Genomic DNA, 22,516 nt, shown 5'->3' with positions numbered 1-22,516 from the left:
GGCAGCTTATTCCGGATCTTTTTGTAGATAGAAAGGATAGACTAGGCTCCTCTTATCTTCACTGGGTTTGAGACTATAGTTAATCACTAAATCTACTCTCCCACCATCGGGGTCGGGAATCGCTTCTACGTCTCTCAGCATGATGCGCGGTTCCCACTGTTCTAAGGCTTCTTGCACGAAGATTCGCATTAACATCAGGGTTTCCGAGTTGATTGGTGCAAAGCTGAGTTCCCACAAACGACAGCCGAACTCTGGCCGGTTGACTCGCTCCCCAATATTGGTCATCAAAATTAGTAAGATCGACTCTCGGACGTTGCGATCGCCTGCACTCAAAGCCCAATTGCCTTGCTGATTTACGAACAGTGGAAAAGCCAATCCTTGACCTATATGCGCCGGGAAACGGGGTTGATTAATCATCTGAATTGTCTCAAATTCCTGGGGTCAATGTTTTCGGGGTTAATAGTTTTTAAAAGTAGAGTATATTCAAGTGGCTTTCAATCGCCTATTAAGTTATGATAATCCTAAAATACGGCAATTGATGAATCGTCAAATTTCCTGGTTTTAACCACCAGGCAGTTTGATAACTGATTCCTGCTTCTTTTCTGGGTTATGACAGTTCCCGCGTCCGTATGTTATCAGATATGACTATATCTGAACTATATCCTTATTGAAACTTTACAACACCACAGCATAGAGGCTTATAGTCCCAGGGGCTACAAATTTTGAGCCTGTACAGCCTTAAATTCCCCCCAGGTCCACTTGAACGCCTCAGCTATAATATCGCTGGGTGGTTTTGGTTTGTGGTGTATCGTGTTTCCAGATGAAATCAGCTATATTTGTGGGTAGACTGTCTTGGTGGGGAGATTGAAATAAAACCGATCGCTGAACGATATTGGCATCAGCTAATCGTCTTTCCACGCGGGAGGGGATGCCATAGTTGTAGACTACATGACCCTTTCCGACAATAACTACCACGGTAAAGTCTGGGTTAGCTTGGACAAAATTGGCGATCGCATCAGCCATCGTTTCATCCCAAAGAACTTGGGCTTCCACAAAGCGATCGAACCCGCCCTCACTGCCTTGGTGTTGGTGTTGCCTATAGACATTGTAGAGCATTTGCCGATAGTTTTCATTATCCGTCTTGATTTCCTCAATGGGGGGAATGTAGCGTTTGTGTTCAGCTTGTAGGCTGTCTAAACCCCCCGCCGCCACTTGTCGCGTCACCTCCGTGGGGGTATTAATGGCTAAAACCGGAAGTTGATTCTCCCGCGCAAATCTAACAATGGGGGCGTAATATTTCCAGGGAAAACCCCAACGTTGCAGATATTCCGTGTCGCGGACCAGTTGGGTTTCTGAGATCTCCCCGGCTAAATATTGATCTATCACTGACTGATAGGGACGCTGGAACATTTCCATGGCGATCGCTATTTGGGGATTGTGCTGATGCAATATTTGCAAAATCTCGAATTGGGCTTGATGGTCCAGGGTGTTGTCGTGGGTTTCCCCCAGATAGATGATGTTAGCCGTTTTGAGAGATTCTAAAATCTTTTGGCGCGCGGACGAACTGACAGAGGCGACGCGCGGAAACTCAGCTAAAGCCTGGGAGGATGGATACATAGCTGATAGTAGGGGAAACACCAAAAACAGTCCCAGGGAACAGGTGCAGAATCGAGTAATCAGTTGGACTTTCAGGATATTATGCTTTTTATACATTATTTTGATGTGGTAAGTGCATATAAACAAAAAATCTGTAGCCTAGGCTACAAAATCCCCACAACTAAAGACTTAGGCTGAGTTTATGGTATTTAAATAGTGTAGCAATAGATTTTCGGGATTTCGACAATTTCCACATAAGTATAACTCCCCATTTTCAACTGATAAGTTGCGGTTTGGGGAGTCAGTTTGTGTCGGCATAGAAACAGAAGAAATTTTAATAAAAATACCCTGTTATCAATGGCTACCTGTTTTGGTGATATCTACCATTTATCTGGATATCACTAATGGGGTGGTTAGCGCGCAATGCAGCCATAAGCTGAGGTTTAACCGCTTTCACCCACTGGTCAAAGTCAAAATTTTGATCATGGTTAGAATTAGGGAGAGTGGTACGGTTGCGGTCAGTGCGGGTGGTACTCATAGGGATAGCTTATCAAGAGAAAAGATTGACTTATCATTAGCCTAGCGATATATCCCAAAATATTCAACACTAAATGCAAAACTTAACCCAAAATTAATCTAGCAAGAGCGAGGAGGGGTTCTAGGTGGGAACTGGGGACGACGGGCATGGTCTGGGGTCAGGTAAGATTTCCCGGTTGATATGCGCCACCAATTTTGATAATTTGATAGGCTAACTAAATAGTGTTAGGAACCTGTAAAGAAGTGGATATTGTAATTGGGCGTGGTAAAAAGGCTCGTCGAGCATACGGAATTGATGAAATTGCCCTAGTTCCTGGCCCTCGAACCCTTGATCCAAGTTTAGCGGATACCAGTTGGACTATTGGCAATATTAACCGAGAAATTCCGATTATTGCTAGTGCGATGGATAGCGTGGTAGACGTGAATATGGCGGTGAAACTGAGCCAAATCGGTGCGTTGGGGGTTCTGAACTTAGAGGGTATCCAGACCCGTTATGAAGATCCCAACCCGATTTTAGATCGGATTGCCTCGGTGGGAAAAACGGAGTTTGTGACGTTGATGCAAGAACTCTATGCTGAACCGATTAAGCCGGAACTGATTAAAAAACGGATTGCAGAAATTAAGGCTCAGGGCGGTATTGCGGCGGTTAGTGCTACTCCAGCCGGAGCCAGTAAATATGGCGGTGCTGTTGCTGAAGCGGGAGCAGACTTATTTTTTGTACAAGCTACGGTGGTTTCAACGGCTTTTCTGTCCCCGGAATCGGTGACTCCCTTAGATTTGGCTCAGTTTTGTGCAAATATGCCTATCCCGGTGATTTTAGGTAACTGTGTCACATTAGAGGTGGCGCTCAACCTAATGAAAGCCGGAGCGGCGGGAATATTGGTAGGTATTGGACCGGGTGCGGCTTGTACTTCTCGTGGTGTGTTAGGGGTGGGAGTTCCCCAGGCGACGGCGGTGGCTGATTGTGCTGCGGCTCGTGATGATTTTTATCAGGAAACTGGGCGTTATGTTTCTGTGATTGCTGATGGAGGATTAATTACTGGGGGCGATATCTGTAAGTGTATTGCTTGCGGTGCTGATGGTGTGATGATTGGCTCTCCCTTTGCTCGTGCTGAAGAATCTCCAGGACGGGGATTTCACTGGGGTATGGCTACTCCTAGTCCGGTGCTTCCCAGGGGAACACGGATTCAGGTGGGTTCTACGGGAACATTAGAGCAAATTCTCCGGGGTCCGGCTCAGTTGGATGATGGGACACACAACCTGCTGGGAGCTTTAAAAACGAGTATGGGAACTTTGGGAGCGAAGACTATCAAAGAAATGCAGCAGGTAGAGGTGGTGATTGCTCCCTCGCTGTTGACTGAGGGTAAGGTCTATCAAAAGGCACAACAATTGGGAATGGGTAAGTAGCAATTATTGGGCTTTCTGTACCCGACTGGCTGATTTTTCCGGGGGGTGGTCTGATTAAGTATCGTAAAATTTAGTGTTACCCACTGGAATTATTCGGGAAAAAGTGCCACAATAGAAGTGGCGGAGACAAATGTTTCCGTTCACTCCTCACACCACACTCCGCCTGGACCTACGGTTCGGGCGGTTTCTTAATTGGGTAATCGTTTAGGTTAGCCAAAATTTTTGGCGATCGCCTGATATGATTAACTTCGATATGCTGTAGTCTTTTGTACAGCCCGGTATCAGAACCATCGGGACAAAATTGCTAATTCTGCCCCAGTTGGTTTGGTGGTAGAATGATTTACGATTTAGATTAAGGATTGGAAGGAATGTCAACAGCCGTAGAAGTTACTGATAGCACCTTTGAGCAGGATGTACTGGAAAGCGAACTTCCGGTGCTGGTGGATTTCTGGGCTCCCTGGTGTGGCCCGTGTCGCATGGTCGCCCCTGTAGTTGAGGAAATTGCAGAGCAGTACGATGGACAGATTAAAGTTGTTAAGCTCAATACCGATGAAAATCCCCAGGTAGCAAGCCAATATGGAATTCGCAGTATTCCCACATTAATGATCTTTAAAGGCGGCCAGCGGGTCGATATGGTGGTGGGAGCGGTTCCTAAAAGTACCCTTGCTAATACATTAGAAAAGTACCTTTAAACCATGGGCTAGAACCGAAACTTGAGATTAAGGGCTTTATATGTGATGGGCTCTAAAAGAATCAGGTTTGAGCGGGATTAAAGGTTCTCCAACCTATCTCGACCCCTAATTAATGCGCGTAAGGTGTTACGGAAATTTCCCGCCTATAGGCAAACTATCCCTATCCTACCTGCACCATTAGTCAAGGCGGCGGGAGTGTCAATAAATAAAAAGCCTGTCTGTCAGGTCCAAGGTGGAGAGTCGGCAAGCGGGTTGTCCCGCCTGCCCCTTTTCCTGGAATTTTCAGCTATGATTGGTGGAATTTTGTAGATAGATAGCCCGGTCAAACTGCGAATATAGGGCGAATTGTTGTCAGTTGTTCTGATTTTATGAATGCTTCTGGAAATGGAGATACGCTGGCATCTCTCAAGAGAGAGATTAACGAACTCATTGATGAGCTACCGGAATTAAAGCACGAAAAATGGATTTTGCGATCGCTTTCTAGCCTGGTGCGTATAGCACAATCGGAGATTGAGTCCTTGGACTGGAAAATTCTCTCGGCTGCTGTGTTGGATATGGAACAGGGATTTGAGATTTTTTATCCTTATCGCCATGTTCGCAAAATCTGCATTTTTGGTTCGGCGAGAACTTCACCAAAAGCCCCAGAATATGATATGGCGGTAGAGTTAGCGCGTTCGATGACTCAGCAGGGATTTATGGTGCTAACAGGCGCTGGCGGCGGAATTATGGAAGCGGCTAATTTGGGCGCGGGTGCAGAGCGATCGTTTGGTTTAAATATCAAACTCCCCTTTGAGCAGTTTTCTAATCCCTACATTGAGGGAGATCCTAAGCTGATTAAGTTTAAGTATTTTTTCACCCGCAAATTGTTTTTTCTGCGCGAAAGTGACGCTTTGGCTATGTTTCCGGGTGGTTTTGGCACTTTGGACGAAACTTTTGAGGGTTTGACTTTGGCTCAAACGGGAAAGTTTGGTCCGGCTCCGGTGATTTTGATTGACCATCCGGGGGGAGATTATTGGTATGATTGGCAAGAATTTGTCAGAAAACAGCTTTTGCGACGGGGTTTGATTTCCCAGGATGACCCTAGTATCTACACGATTACAGATAGTTTGGCTGTAGCAGAGGCGGCGATCGCTGATTTTTACCAGGTGTATCACTCTAGTCGCTATGTGGGGGATTTATTTGTGATGCGCCTAAATTCTGAACTGAGTGATGAACAGGTAGAATATCTCAATCAAGATTTCCAGGATATTCTCTCGCGGGGACGCATAGAAAAAAGCCCAGCCCTTCCCAAGGAATTAGGAGATGAAACGGAACATCTACCCCGCTTAGTTTTTGATTTTAATCAACGGGACGTGGGGCGTTTATATCTTATGATTGCTGCTATCAATAAGATGGGGCAAAATTTACCAGGTGCATCTCATCCTGAACAGAAGTAGTCAGGGGAGGCCAAGAAAAACTAATTCCCAAATCGATATCCTTTTCCATAGACAGTGTGGACGAGGGGGACTTCGTTGGGTAGTTCGATTTTGCGCCGCAGGAGGCGAATTTGAGCAGCTAGGACGTTGCTGCTGGGTTTTTTATCTGTTTCCCCCCATAGGTGTTGGTGAATTTCGGTGTGGGTGAGGAGTTGTCCTGGGTGGCGCATGAGATACTCTAGTAATTGGCTTTCCTTTTCTGATAATTCGATCGCTCTTTGTCCACGATAGGCTAATTGAGTTTCACAATCGAATTGTAGATCACCGAATTGTAGGCGGTTCTGGGAAGCGACATCTAAAATAGGAGGGCGACGCAATAGCGCCCTGACTCGGGCTAGTAGTTCCCGCAGTTCAAAGGGTTTAACTAAATAGTCGTCTGCGCCTGCGTCTAGTCCTTTTACCCGGTCGTCTAGGGTATCTTTGGCGGTGAGAAATAGTATGGGGGTGCGGTTTTGCTGCGATCGCAATTGGGCGCAAATTTCTAATCCTGATTGATGGGGTAACATCCAATCAAGAATCAATAGGTCATAGTGATGGTTTTGGGCGAGGGTCCCGGCTTGTATACCTTCATAAGCCTTATCGACTGTATAACCTTCTCGACTGAGGGCGCGACTGAGGGAATTGGTTAATTCCACTTCATCATCTACAAGTAGAATCCGCATGAATATTAAGCTAAATTTGTTGACATATTGACGTACTCACGGCGCTAAAGCAGCGGTGATTCTGGGCGACTCATAGCAACTCGCCTCATGGTTTCGGGTCTAGGTCTCCCTGTCAACCCCAAAACAGTACATGGGGAAGGAAGAGGAAAAGGGTCTTTGAGGGCGAGGCTGCAACGGAAAGATTTAATAAGATTGTATCAATATTGTTCCAGTAAGGTTAAGCTAACTCATGGTTAAATAAATTTCCGAAGTTATTATGATTACTGTTGCACTTCCTAAAGGCGCTTTACTGAAAGATAGTATTGGTTTGTTCAAAGGGGTTGGACTGGATTTTAGCGCTTTTCTGGATTCGGCTAATCGCCAATTACAGATTGAAGATCCGACAAAAACGGCTAAGGCTTTGCTGGTACGAGCCCAGGATGTGCCTGTTTATGTAGAATATGGTCAGGCGCAATTGGGGATTGTGGGCTATGATGTTCTGCGGGAAAAAGGTTCTCAGGTGGCTTCTGTGGTTGATCTCCAATTCGGAGGATGTCGGATGTCGGTAGCTGTGAAAAAATCTAGCCCCTATAGTCGTCCGGTCCAACTCCCCCCCCATAGCCGAGTTGCTTCTAAGTTTGTTCACTGTGCGAGTGAATATTTTGAGAGCATTGATTTACCTGTGGAGATTATACCACTTTATGGGTCGGTTGAATTAGGGCCGATTACGGGAATGTCTGAGGCGATCGTGGATTTGGTGTCAACGGGTCGCACGCTACAGGAAAATGGCTTAGTGGAAATTGAGGTGTTGTTTCAAAGTACGGCTCAACTGATTGCTCATCCCCTCAGCTATCGGTTAAATTCTGATGGTTTAAATGAGTTGATTGCACAAGTGCGATCGCAGATTTTGGTAGCTGTCTAATCACTGAGCATTACTCACAGTTTACTCACAGTTTACTCACAGTGCGATCGCATACGTGGGGATGGTTTAGGAAGTTGAGTGAATCGTGATTAGTTGTTGAGAAACCCTGACTAACTACCTGGGAGTAACAATAGTGCATTTCCCCCAGGGACTACGGGAGTGCATAGTCAGGGAAAACCATAACCACTCGCGGGTCAGGTTAGTTAAGAAAAACTTAATCTTAACCTGATAAAAAATGTGGTATAAATGATTGTATAAGCCATAGTTTATGGAATCCCTAAAACTACCAACTCCCCACAGGTGTCGGTATTATGGCTATTATTCGGTGCAATATTTATCATGAGGAGTCGTAAAAAATGACTAATGCTCAAGTTGTCCGAGAACAATTAAGCGCCACCGATCCGGCTAGTCCCTCTCTGCGTAATCCAGCCTTACTGACCCGCTACGATGATTATATTATTCAGCCTACCTTTCCCAATGCGAATATTTCGATCGCTGTAGACGCATTTAATACAATGCAATATGACCCAATTGTGAAAGTTTTTCAACTTGGGCCTAATGATACTGCTCCTTTCCCTGGTCAAAGTCCGATCGCAGCCAATGACGATCGCGCCTTGGGAAACCGGAACGCCACTATTGCGCCAGGTCAGATTGAATTTGGTACAGGTTTAGGGGCACCGAGTACCCTGAGAGCCGATGGGGTTTCCCGGTATTTAGTGCGGGTAACAAGTTACGATCCTCTGCCGGATACTAGCACATTTCCCCCGACGGGAGAACTGCCCCAAGACTATCAATTAGCGGTTAGTGTTGATTTAGGAAATTTAAACCCTCCAGATATTGCTAATGGGGGAATTTTAGGACCTAATGAGTTCGCCACCAATCCCGATATCGATCCTTTGACAGGTGTAGCTAGATTCTGGGATGCTGAGGCGGGTTCCCATATTTTTACAGCTGATCAAATGGAAAAAAACACCTTAGCCAGCAATCCACAAAGATTTGTGAATGAGGGGTTTGAATTTGTATCAGAGGGAGATACAGTCCTACAACGCTTTAGAAACTCCCAGGGTGGTTTTTTCTATGCCAGCAATCCCGGGGAAATTAGTTTTGTGCAAACTCTGCAAGAATGGGTACCGGATAATCCCGGAACTTCGATTCGGGTTTTTTCGTCTCCCGTGCCTGGTGCATTACCCGTATTCAGAGCTTTTAATCTGGATACTAATGGTCATTTCTATACGATTGACCCCAATCAAGCAGCCTTTGCTAATGATTTACCCAATTTCATCGGTCAAGGGGTTTCATTCTATGCGCGACCGATTGCGTAAATGGGGAATGAGGTTCTGCGGAATTAACTATTAACTAAACAGTGGTCATCTTAACTCCCTGCTGCTAGAATTTGGGATAGCAGTAGGGATTTGCTATGAACAGGGGGGTTAATCAGCCCCGGAAAGGGCGATCGCCTTTTGAAAAAATCCATAGCAGTGAGACCATTAGAATAATTAGCACTGATGAAAAAAATTATATTAGGATTAATAGTCTTTGCTTTAGTGATGATCACTCCAGCATTAGCAGAACAGCCTTTATTTGTAGCGTATCCTCCTAACCAACATAGGACTATATCCGATCGCATTTTTCTAATTGGCACCGCCGCCCCCCATGGTGAGGTATTAATCAATGGTCAAGTTATCGATCGCAGTCAAGGGGGACATTTCGCCCCCACTTTTCCTCTGGAATTAGGGGAAAATGAATTTATCCTCCGCCACGGTGATCAGGAAATTCGCCGCACTATTACCCGCGTTTCTAATCAACCACCTATCCCCGATGGAATAGCGTTTGTGCCGGAATCCTTGACCCCTTCTAGCCCCATTTCCCGACTGCCAGGGGAAATTCTTTGTTTTAGTGCGATCGCACCTCCTAACGCCGAAGTTTCCGTGGATATTGGGGGGGAAACTATCCCGCTATTTAAGCAAACTGAAAGTCGGCAACTTCCTGATAATAAGGCGGTTTTGACTGGTACGAACCAACCTATAAATATAGGGGGAAAGTTCGGGGGATGCGCCACTATTTCCCCAGATACTGATTTTGCTAATAATCGGAAGGCGATCGATTTAGGTCAACCCCGATATCAACTTATTCTCAATGGTGAAACCGTCACGCAAACAGCCACCGGAACCGTGTCTATTTTGTCTCCGACTAAATTTGAAATCGCCGAAGTAATTGTCGATGCAGGGGTCGCCAGAACCGGACCTAGCACTACTTATTCCCGTCTAACTCCCCTTCCCAAAGGAACCAGGGCGCGCATTACTGGTAGGGATGGAGATTATTTACGTCTGGACTATGGCGGCTGGATAAAAGCGGATGAAACCCGGATTTTCTCCGGTTCTATTCCTCCTAATTCCATGATTCGCAGCGCTAGTGCGCGCCGAGATGGACAATGGACTAAGGTTTATTTTCCTTTACAAGTTCCGGTTCCGATTAGTATTAAACAGGGCGATCGGACTTTAACTATTACTCTGCATAATACAACTGCCCAAACTGATACTATCCGCTTTGATGATAACCCATTAATTGAACGGATGGACTGGCAACCTGTTCTCTCACCCATGGGAGAAACTCAAGCAGCGGTTGAATATACTTTCCATTTTAGAACTTCTCAGCAGTGGGGATATGAAGTTAATTATGCTGGCACAACTTTGGTTTTATCCCTTAAACATCCCCCCGAATTGGGTGCGTTAGATGATCAGAGTTTTCTGGCATCTATTCGCCGGGGAAGACCTCTAACCGGGGTGAAAATTTTACTAGACCCCGGACATGGTAGTGATGAGGATTTAGGCGCGAGAGGACCGACAGGATACCCGGAAAAAGATGTCGCTTTGATCATGTCTTCTCTGTTGCAAAGTGAGTTAATTAAACGGGGTGCAACGGTGTTTATGACCCGCGAGGGTGATGATGATTTATGGCCTCATGAACGGGTGGAAATGATTAATCAACAAAAGCCGGATCTGGCTTTTTCGATTCATTATAATGCCTTACCGGATAATGGAGATGCCATCAATACCAAGGGAGTTGGGATGTTTTGGTTTCATCCCCAAGCCCACAATTTAGCGGTTTTTCTGCATAATTATTTGGTAGAAAAATTGGATCGACCTTCCTATGGTGTCTTTTGGAATAATCTCGCCCTAACTCGTCCTTCTGTTACCCCTTCGGTATTATTGGAATTAGGGTTTATGATTAATCCCGAAGAGTTTGAATGGATTATTAACCCGGTTGAACAGCGGAAATTAGCGACTACTTTGGCTGATGCTATTGTGGAATGGGTACAGTCTAGGGTAACAGATTCTTAATAATCGACAACGTAGGGGCGGGTTCTGCCAGTTTCTCGTTTGCCTAGGAGAGGATTAATAAACCCGCCCTCACCCAGTGATTAATTAATAATTGTTAATTGTCGGGGGGTTCTGCCAGTTTCTCGTTTGCCTAGGAGAGGATTAATAAACCCGCCCCCACCCAGTGATTAATTAATAATTGTTAATTGTCGGGGGGTTCTGCCAGTTTCTCGTTTGCCTAGGAGAGGATTAATAAACCCGCCCTCACCCGGTGATTAATTAATAATTGATAATTGTAGGGGCGAGTTCTGCCAGTTTCTCGTTTGCCTAGGAGAGGATTAATAAACCCGCCCTCACCCGGTGATTAATTAATAATTGATAATTGTAGGGGCGAGTTCTGCCAGTTTCTCGTTTGCCTAGGAGAGGATTAATAAACCCGCCCTCACCCGGTGATTAATTAATAATTGATAATTGTAGGGGGGTTCTGCTAGTTTATCGCCTCCCAACCGGAGGATTAATCAACTCGCCCTTTGGGGAGAGAGGGATAATGGCGTGGGGTGTAAATCCACTGCTGGTTTTGGTTTTGGTTAATGATGCGAGTTTGGCTGTTTCCAATTAAAATTATGGTTCGCATATCGGCATCTTGAGCGGTTAATTGTTCGAGTATTTTGACGGTGACGGTTTCTCCTTTTCTGCCTAAATTTCGGGCTAAGATAATGGGAGTTTGGGGAGACCTCCACTTTAATAATATCTGTTTTGCTTGGTCAAGTTGCCAGGTTCTTTGTTGAGAAACAGGGTTATAAAATGCCATGGCTAAATCGGCTTTGGCGGCTAATTCAATGCGGTTGATAATGACATCCCAGGGTTTGAGAATATCTGATAGGGAAATGACGCAGAAATCGTGTCCTAATGGTGCGCCAACTCTGGCGGCGGCGGCTTGCATGGCGGAAATACCTGGACAGACCTGGATAGCGATCGCCTCCCATTCTGGTTTGGCTTTGGTTTCTAATACTTCAAATACCGCTGAAGCCATGGCGTAAATTCCTGGATCGCCGGAAGAAATTAGCACCACTGAACGCCCTTTAGCGGCTAAATTTAAGGCAGTCTCCGCCCTATTTAATTCTACCCTATTATCAGATTCATGGCGGATAATTTCGGGTTTTCTTAAAAATTCAACTAGGTCTAAATAGGTTTTATAACCTACCCAATCACTAGCATTTTCTAAGACCTCGCGAACTTGGGGAGATAGCCAATCATGGCTTCCGGGTCCGGTGCCAATTATGGCTAATTTACCGGTGATTTCTGGTGAACTCTCTAACTGATAAATTAAGCGATCGCCCCTAGGTTGAAGAGTGTCTATATCTGCTTTATCTACGATTTGAATAGTCAATTTTCCCTGTTCATCAAAGGGCAATTTACTATTTTGTAACCAGGGTGCATCTCCTATCAATTTAACTTGTTCTCCCGCCAACAAATCGGAAATAAAGGTTTTGGCATCATCAGGATTAATCAATTGATAACCCTTGGGGGGAGATAATAAAGCAGTTTTAAATCTAATTTCTCCTGTGGTGGTAATAGCTGGAGAAACCTGCAAGAATTGGGCAATTTTACGCGCCAAATCATTAACCCCTTGTAAACCCCCTAAAAGTGGCACGACGGCGCTACCATCTTCAGCCACAGCTAAAACCGGAGGTTCCTGCCATTTATTGATTAATAATGGTGCTAAAGTGCGAATTAAAATCCCCGCCGCACAAATGCCAATAATGGGGGTTCCTGTTTGGAAGAGTTCCCGCAGGGTATCCCCAAAATTATCATAGGTTAAATCAGCCGACTGGGTGCGTTTTGGGGAACCATAGATAATCCCATTACCTAGCGCTTTTTGGATGTTCTTAGCCACATCAAGACTATTTTCGGTTAAAACAATAATGGCTGGTTGGTTCATAACTTAGGGGGAATTAAGGGTTAATTCGGGGTTATTTGGGCAGGTTCTGACTAGGTACTAAAATTAATGACCAGTAGGTAACTGAGTTATGGTCAACTTCTGTAATGGGGATAATTGCCTGATTTTTCCAAGTAGCGCGTTCGATATATAAAGCCCTTTGTAGTAGTCCTAAATCTGCCAAAATTTGATAAACTTTAGCAAAATGCCGACCTAATTTCATAATGGCGGCTGCATCAGCTACCGAGAGGCGATCGCGTAATATATCCGCCTCTAATGTAGCCGGAAGAATGGTAAAGACATCATTGCGATAAGTTATCGGTACTCCCAACATAGCCGCACTAGCCATCACTGAAGAAATACCCGGTATGACCTCAATTGAAAACCGCCCTGATAAGCGATTAAAAATGTACATAAACGTACCATAAAGCATCGGATCTCCCAGACACAAAACCGCCACATCTTTCCCCTGGCTGAGATGTTCGGCAATTTTTTCCGCCCCGATATCATAATAAGGCTGTGACGATCGCTGCACACTAAAGGGTAGGGGGATAGGAATTTCGATCTGATCAGGGGAGATAAAATCGGCGACGATCGCCCTAGCTAAAACCTTGCCATTTTCCAAACTGGGATAGGCAATGACGGGAACAGTTGTTAAAATACGATGTGCTTTTAAAGTTAGTAATTCCGGATCTCCCGGACCAATTCCCAACCCATAAAGTCGCCCTAATTTAGTCATAATTCATTTTCCTTTGCTAACGCATTTACTGCCGCCGCTGCGATCGCACTCCCACCGCGCCGCCCATGGAGTGTCATAAATGGAATACCACGGCTATTAGATGCCAATTCAAGTTTCGACTCTGCCGCGCCGACAAAGCCGACCGGAAACCCTAAAATCAGTGCAGGTTTCACTAAACCATCATCCAACATTTCCAGCAGGTGAAAGAGGGCAGTCGGTGCATTACCAATGGCTACCACTGCGCCTTGTAAATTATCCCCCCATAACTCCAATGCTGCCGCCGACCGAGTATTATTAATCTGGCGAGCGATATTAGGGACATCTGGATGATTTAGGGTACAAATAATCGGGTTATTTTTAGGTAAGCGTTTTTTAGTAATTCCCCTAGCCACCATCATGGCATCACAAAAGATGGCTTTTCCCTGTTGTAGTGCCTCCCGTCCGACTTTAACGGCATTTTCTGAGGCTTGTAAATCTCCGACAATATCCGTCATTCCGCAGGCATGAATTAACCTAACTGCTACATGAGATAAATCATCTGATAAACCTTGAAAGTTGGTTTCATCCCGAATTATTCCAAAGGATTTATGATATATTTGGTTGCCGTCACGCAGGTAGTCTATCATCAGCAAATTTGCAGGTAATTAGTGATTAATTAAGTGGGCGATTTTGGGTCAAAAAATTGGCTAAAAATTCGGGTATTTCGGTAAATACTCCCTCAAAAATTTTGTGTTTTAAGGATTGTTCACCATCCCCAATATATACTTGGTAGCCTTCGATAGTTTTGCCATCTTGATTAATTGTATGCCCTAAAAGGGTGATTTCTGCGGGACTGGGTTGAGCGCAAAATTTAGGGCAACCAGTTACATGAATATTAATAGGAGTATCTAAATTTAATCGCTGGTGGAGATATTCTGCTAATTGGGAAGCGTGAGTTTGAGTGTGGGTAAGTGATGCGGCACAGCCAGGCTTACCACCACAAGCAGCGATCGCCACTTGATTTGACTCAATTTCCGCGAAGCCTAATAAAGATAGTTTCGGCAATAATTGGCTGATTTGTTGATGGGGAATATCTGGCATTATAATTGTTTGCCAAGGGGTTAATCTTAACTCGGCATTACCAAAGGTTTCTGAAAGTTCGACTAATCCTAACCATTGTTGTGCATTAATTTGTCCTAGGTGTAATGATATCCCAATATAACACAATTCGGCGTTTTTTTGGGGATAAATTCCTAAATGATGATAGGGTTGGCTGGGGGTAGGTTCAGCGGACAATATCGGCAAGGGCTGGGTTAGTTGGCTGTTGACTTGCTGGATATATGTATCTAATCCTAGATGGTCAATTAGCTGTTTCATCCGAGGCTTTTTCCCGGTATCTAAGGGGTTGTTTCGGACATACTCCCCATAGACATTAATAAGGGTAGCGACTACAGATAAACATTGTTCTGGCGTGATGACAAGTTGGGTATTATATAGCTTTTTATCTCCGGCGATCGCCAACTGAAAATTAATGCTATTATTCCCATCATCTACCGATATCGCATTAAGCTGAATCTCATTATATCGATGTTCCCAAGCCACCGGAGAACGGATACCAATTCCCACAGTCCCCCCCCCATCAACTCCGATGCTAAACTTAGGACTAAGTTCGCCAATTAACGGGTGATTTTGAATCAGATTATCCAGGGCTTTAATCAGGGGACGAGTATCAATTAACTCCTGGCTATCAATTCCCGCCGTCGGACTACCCATAATATTGCGTAGGTGGTCTATGTGGGGATTGTGAGCAGCTAAATTTAATTTTTGCAGCATCTCAAAAACGGCGCTAGTTGGTGGTTTTTGCACTCCCCGAATTTGTAAATTCGCGCGATTAGTTACTTGTAGCGTCCCTCCCCACTCCGTTAATAAATCACCCAATAATTTCCCCTGTTTACTATCAATTAATCCGCCCGGAGTCCGAATGCGGATTAAAAAACCATCCTGGGCGTGGGTTCCATAAAATAGACCCGGACAAACATTTGCTTTAACTAACCAATTCATGGTGATTTGTTTCTCCATGCGACGCAGAGAATGAGCCGCAAAATTAGCTGATTTTGACAACTCATCAATAACTTGTAGTTGGCATTCTGACTCAGAAAATTGTATTACAGTTGCGGCACAGTGTCGGAATCTCACCGAACTTTCCCAACTACAAGCCCAAATACTATATCATGAATACTGGTATTTTAACTATAAATCATGGTGAGCAGGGATTTTTCCCACAAATGGTTATCAATTGTAGGAATTGGGGAAGATGGGTTAGAAGGGTTAAGCGCCACGGCGCGATCGCTTTTATCTATGGCTTCAGTAGTTGTCGGTGGTCAACGTCATTTAGCAATGTTACCCCCGGAGGATAAACGAGAAAAACTCCTCTGGACTTCTCCTCTGGATGAGTCGATCGCAGAAATTATCCGCCGCCGTGGTCAACCCGTCTGTGTTTTAGCTAGTGGCGATCCGATGTGGTATGGTATTGGCGTTACCCTTACCCGTCGCCTACCCCTTGAGGAAATTACTATAATTCCTTCTCCCTGTACATTTAGCCTAATTTGTAGTCGTTTGGGTTGGTCTTTAACCGATGTAGAAACCCTGAGTTTATGTGGTCGTCCCCTGGCTTTATTAAATCGGGTAATTTATGGGGGTGCGCGTCTGTTAATTTTAAGTGCTAATAGTCGCACTCCCGCCGCCGTGGCTGAACTCCTAACACATCAAGGATTTGGTGATAGTTTAATCGTCGTGTTGGAACATTTGGGAGGCAAAAAAGAGAGACAAATTTCGGGTATCGCTTCCTCTTGGGATGTTGACGAAGTGGCTGATTTAAATGCGATCGCCGTAGAGTGTATTAGTTCTAATCCCGTTAACTTTTCCCCTAGTTTTCCGGGAATTCCTGACAGCGCCTACCACCACGACGGACAGTTAACTAAACAGGAAGTCCGAGCGATTACTCTCAGTCGATTATCCCCCATACCGGGACAACTTTTATGGGATGTCGGTGCAGGTTGTGGGTCCATTGGTATTGAGTGGATGAGAAGCGATCGCCGTTGTCAAAGTATCGCCATAGAACAGCATCCCAGACGCTTAGAATATATTGCTGATAATGCCACAGCTTTAGGGACTCCAGACCTGCAAATAATAGCCGGAAAAGCACCCGAATCATTAATTAATTTACCTTCCCCTGATGCCATTTTTATTGGTGGTGGTATTACCACCCCAGGTCTATTAGAAACCTGTTGGGAAAAATTGCGATCGGGAGGTCGTCTAGTGGCTAATACAGTCACAGTTGAGAGTGAGTTAATTCTGTTACAATGGCATAATCAATTAGGGGGGGAACTTACCCGAATTGGCATTGAAAGAACTGCAGCCATTGGCAATTTTTTAGGCTGGAAACCCTTAGCTACTGTCACTCAATGGTCAGTGCTGAAACCATAACTAAAAAGGCGGTTTATTGTTGGTGTAACCAAGCGATCGCCGACTCAATATCAGCCACTGTTTCCCCCATAGGAATGGGAGGACGTTGCACCATAACCACAGGTAATTTCAACTCTCGCGCCGCCACAATTTTGGCGTAGGTAGCATCACCGCCGCTATTTTTACTAACAATTGCACCCAGTTGATATTCCCGTAAAATTGACAGTTCATCTATCACCGAAAAAGGCCCCCTTTGTAACAATAATTCCCCCCTAGGTATAGGTAAATTCGGCTGAGGTGGGTCAATCATCCGCATTAAAAACCAGATATCTTTTAGTTCAGCATAGGCGGAAAGTTCCTGACGACCAATAGTTAAAAATACCCGTTCAGCTAACCCTGATAAAACCATAGTAGCCTGTGAGTGACTATCCACCTCAACCCAGTTATCGCCGGGGACTTTTTCCCAAGCCGGACGGACAACCATTAACCGTTTAATTCCACATTCATTAGCTGCTATAGCCGCATGGTCAGAAATTTGGGCAGCAAAGGGGTGGGTAACATCAATTAAAATATCAATTTTTTGTTGTTTTAAATAGTCGATTAAACCCTGAACACCGCCAAAACCGCCAATCCGAAAAGCCGCCGGGTCTTTCGGGGTAACTGGCTGTTGAGTGCGACCCGCAAAAGAAGCGATCGCCTCTATATTCGCCATAGTTTGAACCCTATCATATAGGGCTGTCGCTTCCGCCGTTCCTCCCAAAATCAAGATTTTTTTACAGTAATTACTCATCCAAATTAATAGGTTAAGATTAGCCCGATAAACCCCAGCAAAAACCAGGTTTTCTATGGGAATTCCAGACAGACTTAACCATCAATTCCATAAAAAACCCAGTTCTTGACTGTCAGAATTATCTACAGACCAGATAAAACTTCCCGCGCCGCCGCCAGAGTTTGATCAATATCTTCCTCAGTATGCACAAAAGAAGTAAAACCAGCCTCAAATTGTGAAGGAGCCAAATAAATACCCCGTTCTAACATACCTCGATGGAAGCGACCAAACTTCGCCAAATCCGACTTTTTAGCATGATCATAATTATGAACAGGTCCCTCCGTAAAAAAGAACCCAAACATCGCGCTAATTTGGCCACCACAGGCTGCATGACCTGTTTCTTTAGCAATTTCCAATAAGCCATTACTCAGCTTTTTGGTAATTTGGTCGAGATATTCATAAGTCCCCGGCTTTTGCAATAGTTCCAAAGTCTTAATTCCCGCCGTCATGGCTAGGGGATTTCCTGATAGGGTTCCCGCTTGGTACATGGGACCTGCTGGCGCGACCATAGCCATAATATCCTGACGACCGCCATAGGCTCCCACAGGTAAGCCACCACCGATAATTTTACCCAAAGTAGTTAAATCTGGGGTAACACCAAATTTTTCTTGAGCGCCACCGTAAGCAATGCGGAAGCCAGTCATCACCTCATCAAATACCAGTAAAGCGCCATTTTCCTCGGTCAGCATCCGCAAACCTTCCAGGAAACCCGCATCAGGAGGAATAAAGCCAGAGTTGCCTACAACGGCTTCTAGGATGATACCTGCGATTTGACCTGGATTTTCCGAAAATAGTTTTTTGACCGCTTCTAGGTCATTGTAGGGGGCGGTGAGAGTGTTTACAGTCACATTTTTAGGTACGCCGGGAGAATCGGGTAAGCCGAGAGTCGCCACACCCGATCCGGCTTTGACTAGGAACATATCCGCGTGGCCGTGGTAGCAGCCCTCAAATTTGATGATTTTTTCGCGACCCGTAAAGGCTCGCATTAGTCGCAGTACGGACATACAGGCTTCCGTACCAGAGTTGACAAACCTTACCATTTCGATGCTGGGAACAGCGTCGATCACCATTTCCGCTAAAACGTTTTCTAGGGCGCAGGGTGCGCCGAAACTGGTCCCTTTTTCTAGCGCTTCGTGGAGAGCGGCGATTACTTCTGGGTGAGCATGACCGCAAATAGCTGGCCCCCAAGTGCCAACATAGTCAATATATTGGTTCCCGTCAACGTCCCAAACGTATGCTCCTTTGACGCGATCGAAAACTATGGGTTGACCGCCAACGGATTTGAATGCACGCACTGGGGAGCTAACCCCCCCTGGCATGATTTTTTGGGCGGCGCTAAAGATTTCCTCAGATTTTGTTGTTTTTAATGGGGTGCTTACCACTTTAATCTCCTTATGCTGAATATGTTTGGATGCTGTGGTGCCAAATTTGCTAACGGTGAGACACAAAATGATATTCTAAACAGTAGTGGTGTTTTTTATGAAATTTAGTGGAGTTATGGCAGCCGGGAAACCCCCAGAATTGGGGAATCTGATTGATATTGATAAAATTCGTTACGATGATCAGGGCCTGGTAGCGATCGCCATTCAAGATATCTTAAATGGTGGGGTTTTGGCTTTGGGGTCGATGAACCGGGAAGCACTACAGAAAACCCTGGCGACTCAACAACTGTGGTGGGTTCAACAGTCACAGATTGAACTTTGGCATCCTGATATTATACTGGAGTCCATTAGCTATGACTACCGGGGCAATTTTCTGGTGGCTGGAGTGGCCTATTGTCCCTCGGAGTTAAATGGCTCTGGTGGACATACCTTGGCGGGTTTGTTTCGGGTAATTTGCGATCGCCGTGATCATCCAAATTCCCAGTCCTATACCTGTCAGTTATTCGCCGGTGGAGATAATAAGATTCTCAAGAAAATCGGAGAAGAGGCGGCGGAAGTAGTTATGGCTTGTAAGGATGATGAGCCGCAGGCGATCGCCTCGGAAGTAGCCGATTTATTCTATCATTCCCTGGTGGCTCTGGCTTATCATCAGGTGGATTTACGGAAAGTTTATGAACAGTTAGAAGCACGTCGTCAATGAGTAAATTAACTCCGATTTCCTTAACGGTTCATTATATTAATGGGGAGTCCTACGAGTTTGAGTTTATGCCTCAGCAAACTTTGCAGGGTAGCGCTGTCAGTCCTCTGCAACAGATTTTAGGTTCCCATGAAATTATTATAGAGTTGGAGGATCGTTTGTTAGTAATTCCCATGGAAAATATACAGGCGATCGAGATTTCTCCACCCCCTAGCATTTTACCGGATACGGCTATTCGTAATGCTCAACAGGTGGATTAATGGAGTATTTGGCGACCTCTATTTGGGGTCATTTTCGGCTAGGACATCCCCCGCTATTTTGGCTTTAATTTGGTCAATAAAGGCTTGATGATCTATAATAGGTTTGGGGATGTAACCATCAGCGCCACTTTGGGCTAAGAAATATTCGCGATCGCTTTCATCCCCTTGGGCGGTCACCAAAATCACTGGTAAATTAGCAGTTTCAGGATTAGCTTTGAGCATTTGGGTAATTTTAATGCCATCAATGGGTTGACCCTCATAATAACTATTGTTTAGATAAATATCCATCAAAATCAGATCAGCTTGTTTAGCAGTTGCCATATTGATCACCGTTTCCACATCCTCAGTATGACAGGCAAGCATCCCACCTTTACGGGTGATAATTCTTTGAAATATCTGCCAATTAATCGGATTATCTTCAACTACTAAAACAGTTTTCATATTTTCACCCTCATTTGCAGAATTATAGTGACTCAACATACAGGCTATATGATTAGCATCTTCTATTCCACTGATTCTGTCGATCGCAATAAGTTCAGGATTTTCAGGTGATGGCTATGGTATCTGATGCCCATTTAGAGGCGAAAAGGATGGAAAAGTTCAGGACAATTCAATTCCTTATCTAGTATAGCAGTGGTATCGGTGACGAGGTACAGCGAAGATACTTAATCAATAGAGTTTGTCAATGGATAAATCATATTTCATCTGAGAATATGCCCCTCGCCCTCGAAAACTGCCGTTTATGGGACTAGCATATTCAGGAATAGCACTAGAAACCAGGGCGATATTGCGATCGCTGATAGCTAAATTCTGAGTCGGGTCATAACCGCGCCATCCCCCCCCCGGAAGATAAACCTCAGCCCAGGCGTGAAGATGGCGATCGCTATTATTTAGGTCCCCTTCCTGGTAGCCACTAACAAACCGAGTGGCCAAACCCATGGCCCGACAAGCCTCCATAAACAAAACCGTCAGATCTCGACAGGAACCCGCTTGCTGTCTCCAAGTAATCCCAGGGGGGAAAGCCGCCCCAGTTTCCCGAATAGTATAGCGACAAGTCCGATAAATGCGTTGATTTAAATCACTTAAAAACGTGAGAATCTCCCCCCGGGAACCATGCCAAATTTCTTGGGCCAATTGCACAGCCGCCGGGTCAACTCTGCCTTCCATATAAGGCTGTAAATGCCTTAAAATCGGTGCGGGATAGTCAGCGATCGGCAATCTCATCGCCCAAGGTTCCAGCAAATAGTTAAAGGGGTTATGACAGTGAGTTGCGACTCGGGAACTTACTTTAATTTTTAATTCTTTCGTGGGTTCATCAAACCACAATTTCAAGACATCATTACCATTGAGGTCAACAATTGCCGAAATTCCTTTAGGTTCGGGAACCACATCAATAGCAAAATCCTGTAGAGTTTGAAAGGCATCTGAACGGGGTCGTAACCTGACGATATGGGGGGTTAATTCTACATACTTAGTATAAGTGTATGTAGTGGTATGAACAATCTGATAAATCATCACTGTGTCAGGAGTATTTTAACTAGGAAAAGGGCTGACGAGGTACAGCCCCGCCCCACATCCCAGTTAGTGGGAATAGGTGGGGAAGGAGAGAGGCATACTTATGTCAATGTCAACCTACTTGACTTTGACTGACTGTCTCCGGTATAGGTTCCAGGGCAAAAAATGTTTCAAACATTTTACCTTGAATCCCATTAACCCGGGTTTGCAAATTATCGAGAAATTCATGTAATCCTCGATTCATAATCTCATCAATCATGATATAATCCAACTCCGATCGCAAACGTCCCAACTCCAGGTCTACGGGATTTTTCCAAGTTCCCGGTCTAGTTCCGGTAATATGTTGAAGCGATCGCTCTGCCTGTAGTATGCAATACTGAATCGAGCGCGGAAATTCCCTATCCAAAATCAAAAATTCTACCACACCAAAAGGGGTAATCCGGTGTTGTCTGCGTTTACGATACATCTCATAAGCACTAGCAGATTTCAGCAAAGCGATCCACTGAATTTCATCTAATGTAGTTCCGACATCCTCCACAGAAGGCAGCAAAATAAAATACTTAACATCCAGAATCCGAGAAGTTTTATCAGCCCTTTCTAGCATTCTTCCCATACGTCCAAAATGCCAGCCCTCATTGTGAGTCATAGTCGCATCCATAACCCCAACAAATAAATGGGCTTGCTGCTTCACCTGATTAAAAAACTCTGGCAAATAATAGGAACTATCCCCCATAGCAGCATCGCGCACCATCATATAAAACTCATTGACCTGTTCCCACATTTCCGAGGAAATAATTTCCCGGACAGAGCGCGCATTTTGTCGCGCCAACCGCAGACAAGATAAAATCGAGTTAGGATACTGATTATCAAAAGTCAGGAATTGAATCACATTTTCAGCAGTCGCCTCTCCGTAGCGTTCTTTAAACAGTTCTAAATCCCCAGTAGTTAACACCAAAGGTCGCCATTGTTGCTTCATTCCCGAGGGAGAATCCAACAACAAATTTTGGTTAACATCAACAAACCGGGCAATATTTTCGGCTCTTTCTATATAGCAATTCAGCCAATAGATAGAATCAGCAACACGACTGAGCATAGTTTTTTCGACTCAAAATGTAACGACA

22 protein-coding genes and 1 riboswitch are annotated in these 22,516 nt (G+C 44.9%); of the genes, 9 read left to right on the top strand and 13 right to left on the bottom strand.

The features are described from left to right. Positions 1–6: 6 nt before the first annotated feature. From NLZ44_RS18820 to NLZ44_RS18810, 3 genes are all read right to left on the bottom strand, one after another. On the bottom strand, positions 7–417 hold the full coding sequence (locus NLZ44_RS18820) for a GPW/gp25 family protein (protein ID WP_008050396.1): 411 nt from the start codon (positions 415–417) through the stop codon (positions 7–9). Between the two features lie 351 nt (positions 418–768). Next, the gene (locus NLZ44_RS18815) at positions 769–1,713 is read right to left on the bottom strand and encodes a ChaN family lipoprotein (protein WP_493750765.1); all 945 of its coding nucleotides are present in this window, start codon (positions 1,711–1,713) and stop codon (positions 769–771) included. Positions 1,714–1,957: 244 nt separating this feature from the next. Beyond that, positions 1,958–2,134 (bottom strand): hypothetical protein, encoded by a 177-nt coding sequence (locus NLZ44_RS18810; RefSeq protein ID WP_493750764.1) that lies wholly within the window; start codon positions 2,132–2,134, stop codon positions 1,958–1,960. 242 nt (positions 2,135–2,376) lie between these two features. Between NLZ44_RS18810 and NLZ44_RS18805 the strand changes: the two genes are divergently transcribed. From NLZ44_RS18805 to NLZ44_RS18795, 3 genes are all read left to right on the top strand, one after another. Beyond that, on the top strand, positions 2,377–3,540 hold the full coding sequence (locus NLZ44_RS18805) for a GuaB3 family IMP dehydrogenase-related protein (protein ID WP_493750763.1): 1,164 nt from the start codon (positions 2,377–2,379) through the stop codon (positions 3,538–3,540). A gap of 368 nt (positions 3,541–3,908) precedes the next feature. Beyond that, complete coding sequence (gene trxA, locus NLZ44_RS18800) at positions 3,909–4,232, top strand: thioredoxin (protein ID WP_493750762.1); 324 nt, start codon at positions 3,909–3,911, stop codon at positions 4,230–4,232. Between the two features lie 368 nt (positions 4,233–4,600). Next, complete coding sequence (locus tag NLZ44_RS18795) at positions 4,601–5,668, top strand: LOG family protein (RefSeq protein WP_493750761.1); 1,068 nt, start codon at positions 4,601–4,603, stop codon at positions 5,666–5,668. A 20-nt stretch (positions 5,669–5,688) separates the two neighbouring features. Here the strand turns inward: NLZ44_RS18795 and rppA are convergent, their stop codons facing one another. Next, positions 5,689–6,369: a two-component system response regulator RppA gene (gene rppA, locus NLZ44_RS18790; RefSeq protein ID WP_493750760.1), complete on the bottom strand. Its 681-nt coding sequence runs from the start codon at positions 6,367–6,369 to the stop codon at positions 5,689–5,691. A gap of 256 nt (positions 6,370–6,625) precedes the next feature. On the opposite strand from rppA, the gene hisG reads away from it, so the two are divergent. From hisG to NLZ44_RS18775, 3 genes are all read left to right on the top strand, one after another. Beyond that, positions 6,626–7,270 carry an ATP phosphoribosyltransferase gene (gene hisG, locus NLZ44_RS18785; protein WP_006626023.1) on the top strand — a complete coding sequence of 215 codons (645 nt, stop codon included), beginning with the start codon at positions 6,626–6,628 and terminating at the stop codon, positions 7,268–7,270. 356 nt (positions 7,271–7,626) lie between these two features. Further along, positions 7,627–8,592 (top strand): nuclease, encoded by a 966-nt coding sequence (locus NLZ44_RS18780; RefSeq protein ID WP_493750759.1) that lies wholly within the window; start codon positions 7,627–7,629, stop codon positions 8,590–8,592. A 183-nt stretch (positions 8,593–8,775) separates the two neighbouring features. Then, positions 8,776–10,611, top strand: coding sequence for an N-acetylmuramoyl-L-alanine amidase (locus NLZ44_RS18775; protein WP_493750758.1), 1,836 nt, complete (start codon positions 8,776–8,778; stop codon positions 10,609–10,611). 493 nt (positions 10,612–11,104) lie between these two features. On the opposite strand, the gene cobJ is transcribed toward NLZ44_RS18775, so the two are convergent. From cobJ to cobG, 4 genes are read right to left on the bottom strand one after another with little or no spacing between them, the layout of a single operon-like run. Then, complete coding sequence (gene cobJ, locus NLZ44_RS18770) at positions 11,105–12,532, bottom strand: precorrin-3B C(17)-methyltransferase (protein ID WP_493750757.1); 1,428 nt, start codon at positions 12,530–12,532, stop codon at positions 11,105–11,107. A gap of 31 nt (positions 12,533–12,563) precedes the next feature. Then, entirely contained in the window at positions 12,564–13,268 is a 705-nt protein-coding gene (cobI, locus tag NLZ44_RS18765; RefSeq protein WP_008050382.1) for a precorrin-2 C(20)-methyltransferase, read from the bottom strand. Continuing rightward, positions 13,265–13,894, bottom strand: a complete 630-nt coding sequence (locus NLZ44_RS18760; RefSeq protein WP_111894787.1) for a precorrin-8X methylmutase — start codon at positions 13,892–13,894, stop codon at positions 13,265–13,267. The genes cobI and NLZ44_RS18760 overlap by 4 nt, the downstream gene beginning before the upstream one ends. A 25-nt stretch (positions 13,895–13,919) precedes the next feature. Then, positions 13,920–15,368 (bottom strand): precorrin-3B synthase, encoded by a 1,449-nt coding sequence (cobG, locus tag NLZ44_RS18755; protein WP_493750756.1) that lies wholly within the window; start codon positions 15,366–15,368, stop codon positions 13,920–13,922. A gap of 11 nt (positions 15,369–15,379) precedes the next feature. Then, positions 15,380–15,463, bottom strand: a riboswitch (adenosylcobalamin-variant (AdoCbl-variant) riboswitch). A gap of 43 nt (positions 15,464–15,506) precedes the next feature. Here cobG and cbiE point away from each other — a divergent pair. Further along, the gene (gene cbiE, locus NLZ44_RS18750; protein WP_493750755.1) at positions 15,507–16,733 is read left to right on the top strand and encodes a precorrin-6y C5,15-methyltransferase (decarboxylating) subunit CbiE; all 1,227 of its coding nucleotides are present in this window, start codon (positions 15,507–15,509) and stop codon (positions 16,731–16,733) included. Between the two features lie 13 nt (positions 16,734–16,746). Here the strand turns inward: cbiE and NLZ44_RS18745 are convergent, their stop codons facing one another. Together NLZ44_RS18745 and hemL are read right to left on the bottom strand one after the other, a co-directional pair. Next, positions 16,747–17,502 (bottom strand): cobalt-precorrin-6A reductase, encoded by a 756-nt coding sequence (locus NLZ44_RS18745; RefSeq protein ID WP_006626035.1) that lies wholly within the window; start codon positions 17,500–17,502, stop codon positions 16,747–16,749. Positions 17,503–17,624: 122 nt separating this feature from the next. After that, entirely contained in the window at positions 17,625–18,923 is a 1,299-nt protein-coding gene (gene hemL / locus NLZ44_RS18740) for a glutamate-1-semialdehyde 2,1-aminomutase (protein ID WP_193520189.1), read from the bottom strand. A 97-nt stretch (positions 18,924–19,020) separates the two neighbouring features. On the opposite strand from hemL, the gene hisE reads away from it, so the two are divergent. After that, complete coding sequence (gene hisE, locus NLZ44_RS18735) at positions 19,021–19,623, top strand: phosphoribosyl-ATP diphosphatase (RefSeq protein ID WP_081593251.1); 603 nt, start codon at positions 19,021–19,023, stop codon at positions 19,621–19,623. Further along, complete coding sequence (locus NLZ44_RS18730; protein WP_006626038.1) at positions 19,620–19,880, top strand: hypothetical protein; 261 nt, start codon at positions 19,620–19,622, stop codon at positions 19,878–19,880. Before hisE ends, NLZ44_RS18730 begins: the two co-directional genes overlap by 4 nt. An 18-nt stretch (positions 19,881–19,898) precedes the next feature. Here the strand turns inward: NLZ44_RS18730 and NLZ44_RS18725 are convergent, their stop codons facing one another. From NLZ44_RS18725 to NLZ44_RS18715, 3 genes are all read right to left on the bottom strand, one after another. Further along, complete coding sequence (locus NLZ44_RS18725; RefSeq protein ID WP_493750754.1) at positions 19,899–20,321, bottom strand: response regulator; 423 nt, start codon at positions 20,319–20,321, stop codon at positions 19,899–19,901. 228 nt (positions 20,322–20,549) lie between these two features. Next, entirely contained in the window at positions 20,550–21,395 is an 846-nt protein-coding gene (locus NLZ44_RS18720; RefSeq protein WP_493750753.1) for a transglutaminase family protein, read from the bottom strand. A gap of 112 nt (positions 21,396–21,507) precedes the next feature. Further along, a complete protein-coding gene (locus NLZ44_RS18715; RefSeq protein ID WP_493750752.1) occupies positions 21,508–22,488 on the bottom strand; it encodes an alpha-E domain-containing protein in 981 nt (326 codons plus the stop codon). Positions 22,489–22,516: the final 28 nt, after the last annotated feature.

Source organism: Arthrospira sp. PCC 9901, from assembly GCF_059013425.1.
Note: the sequence above shows the minus strand (reverse complement) of the source record. Positions and strands in the feature narration are given on the sequence as shown.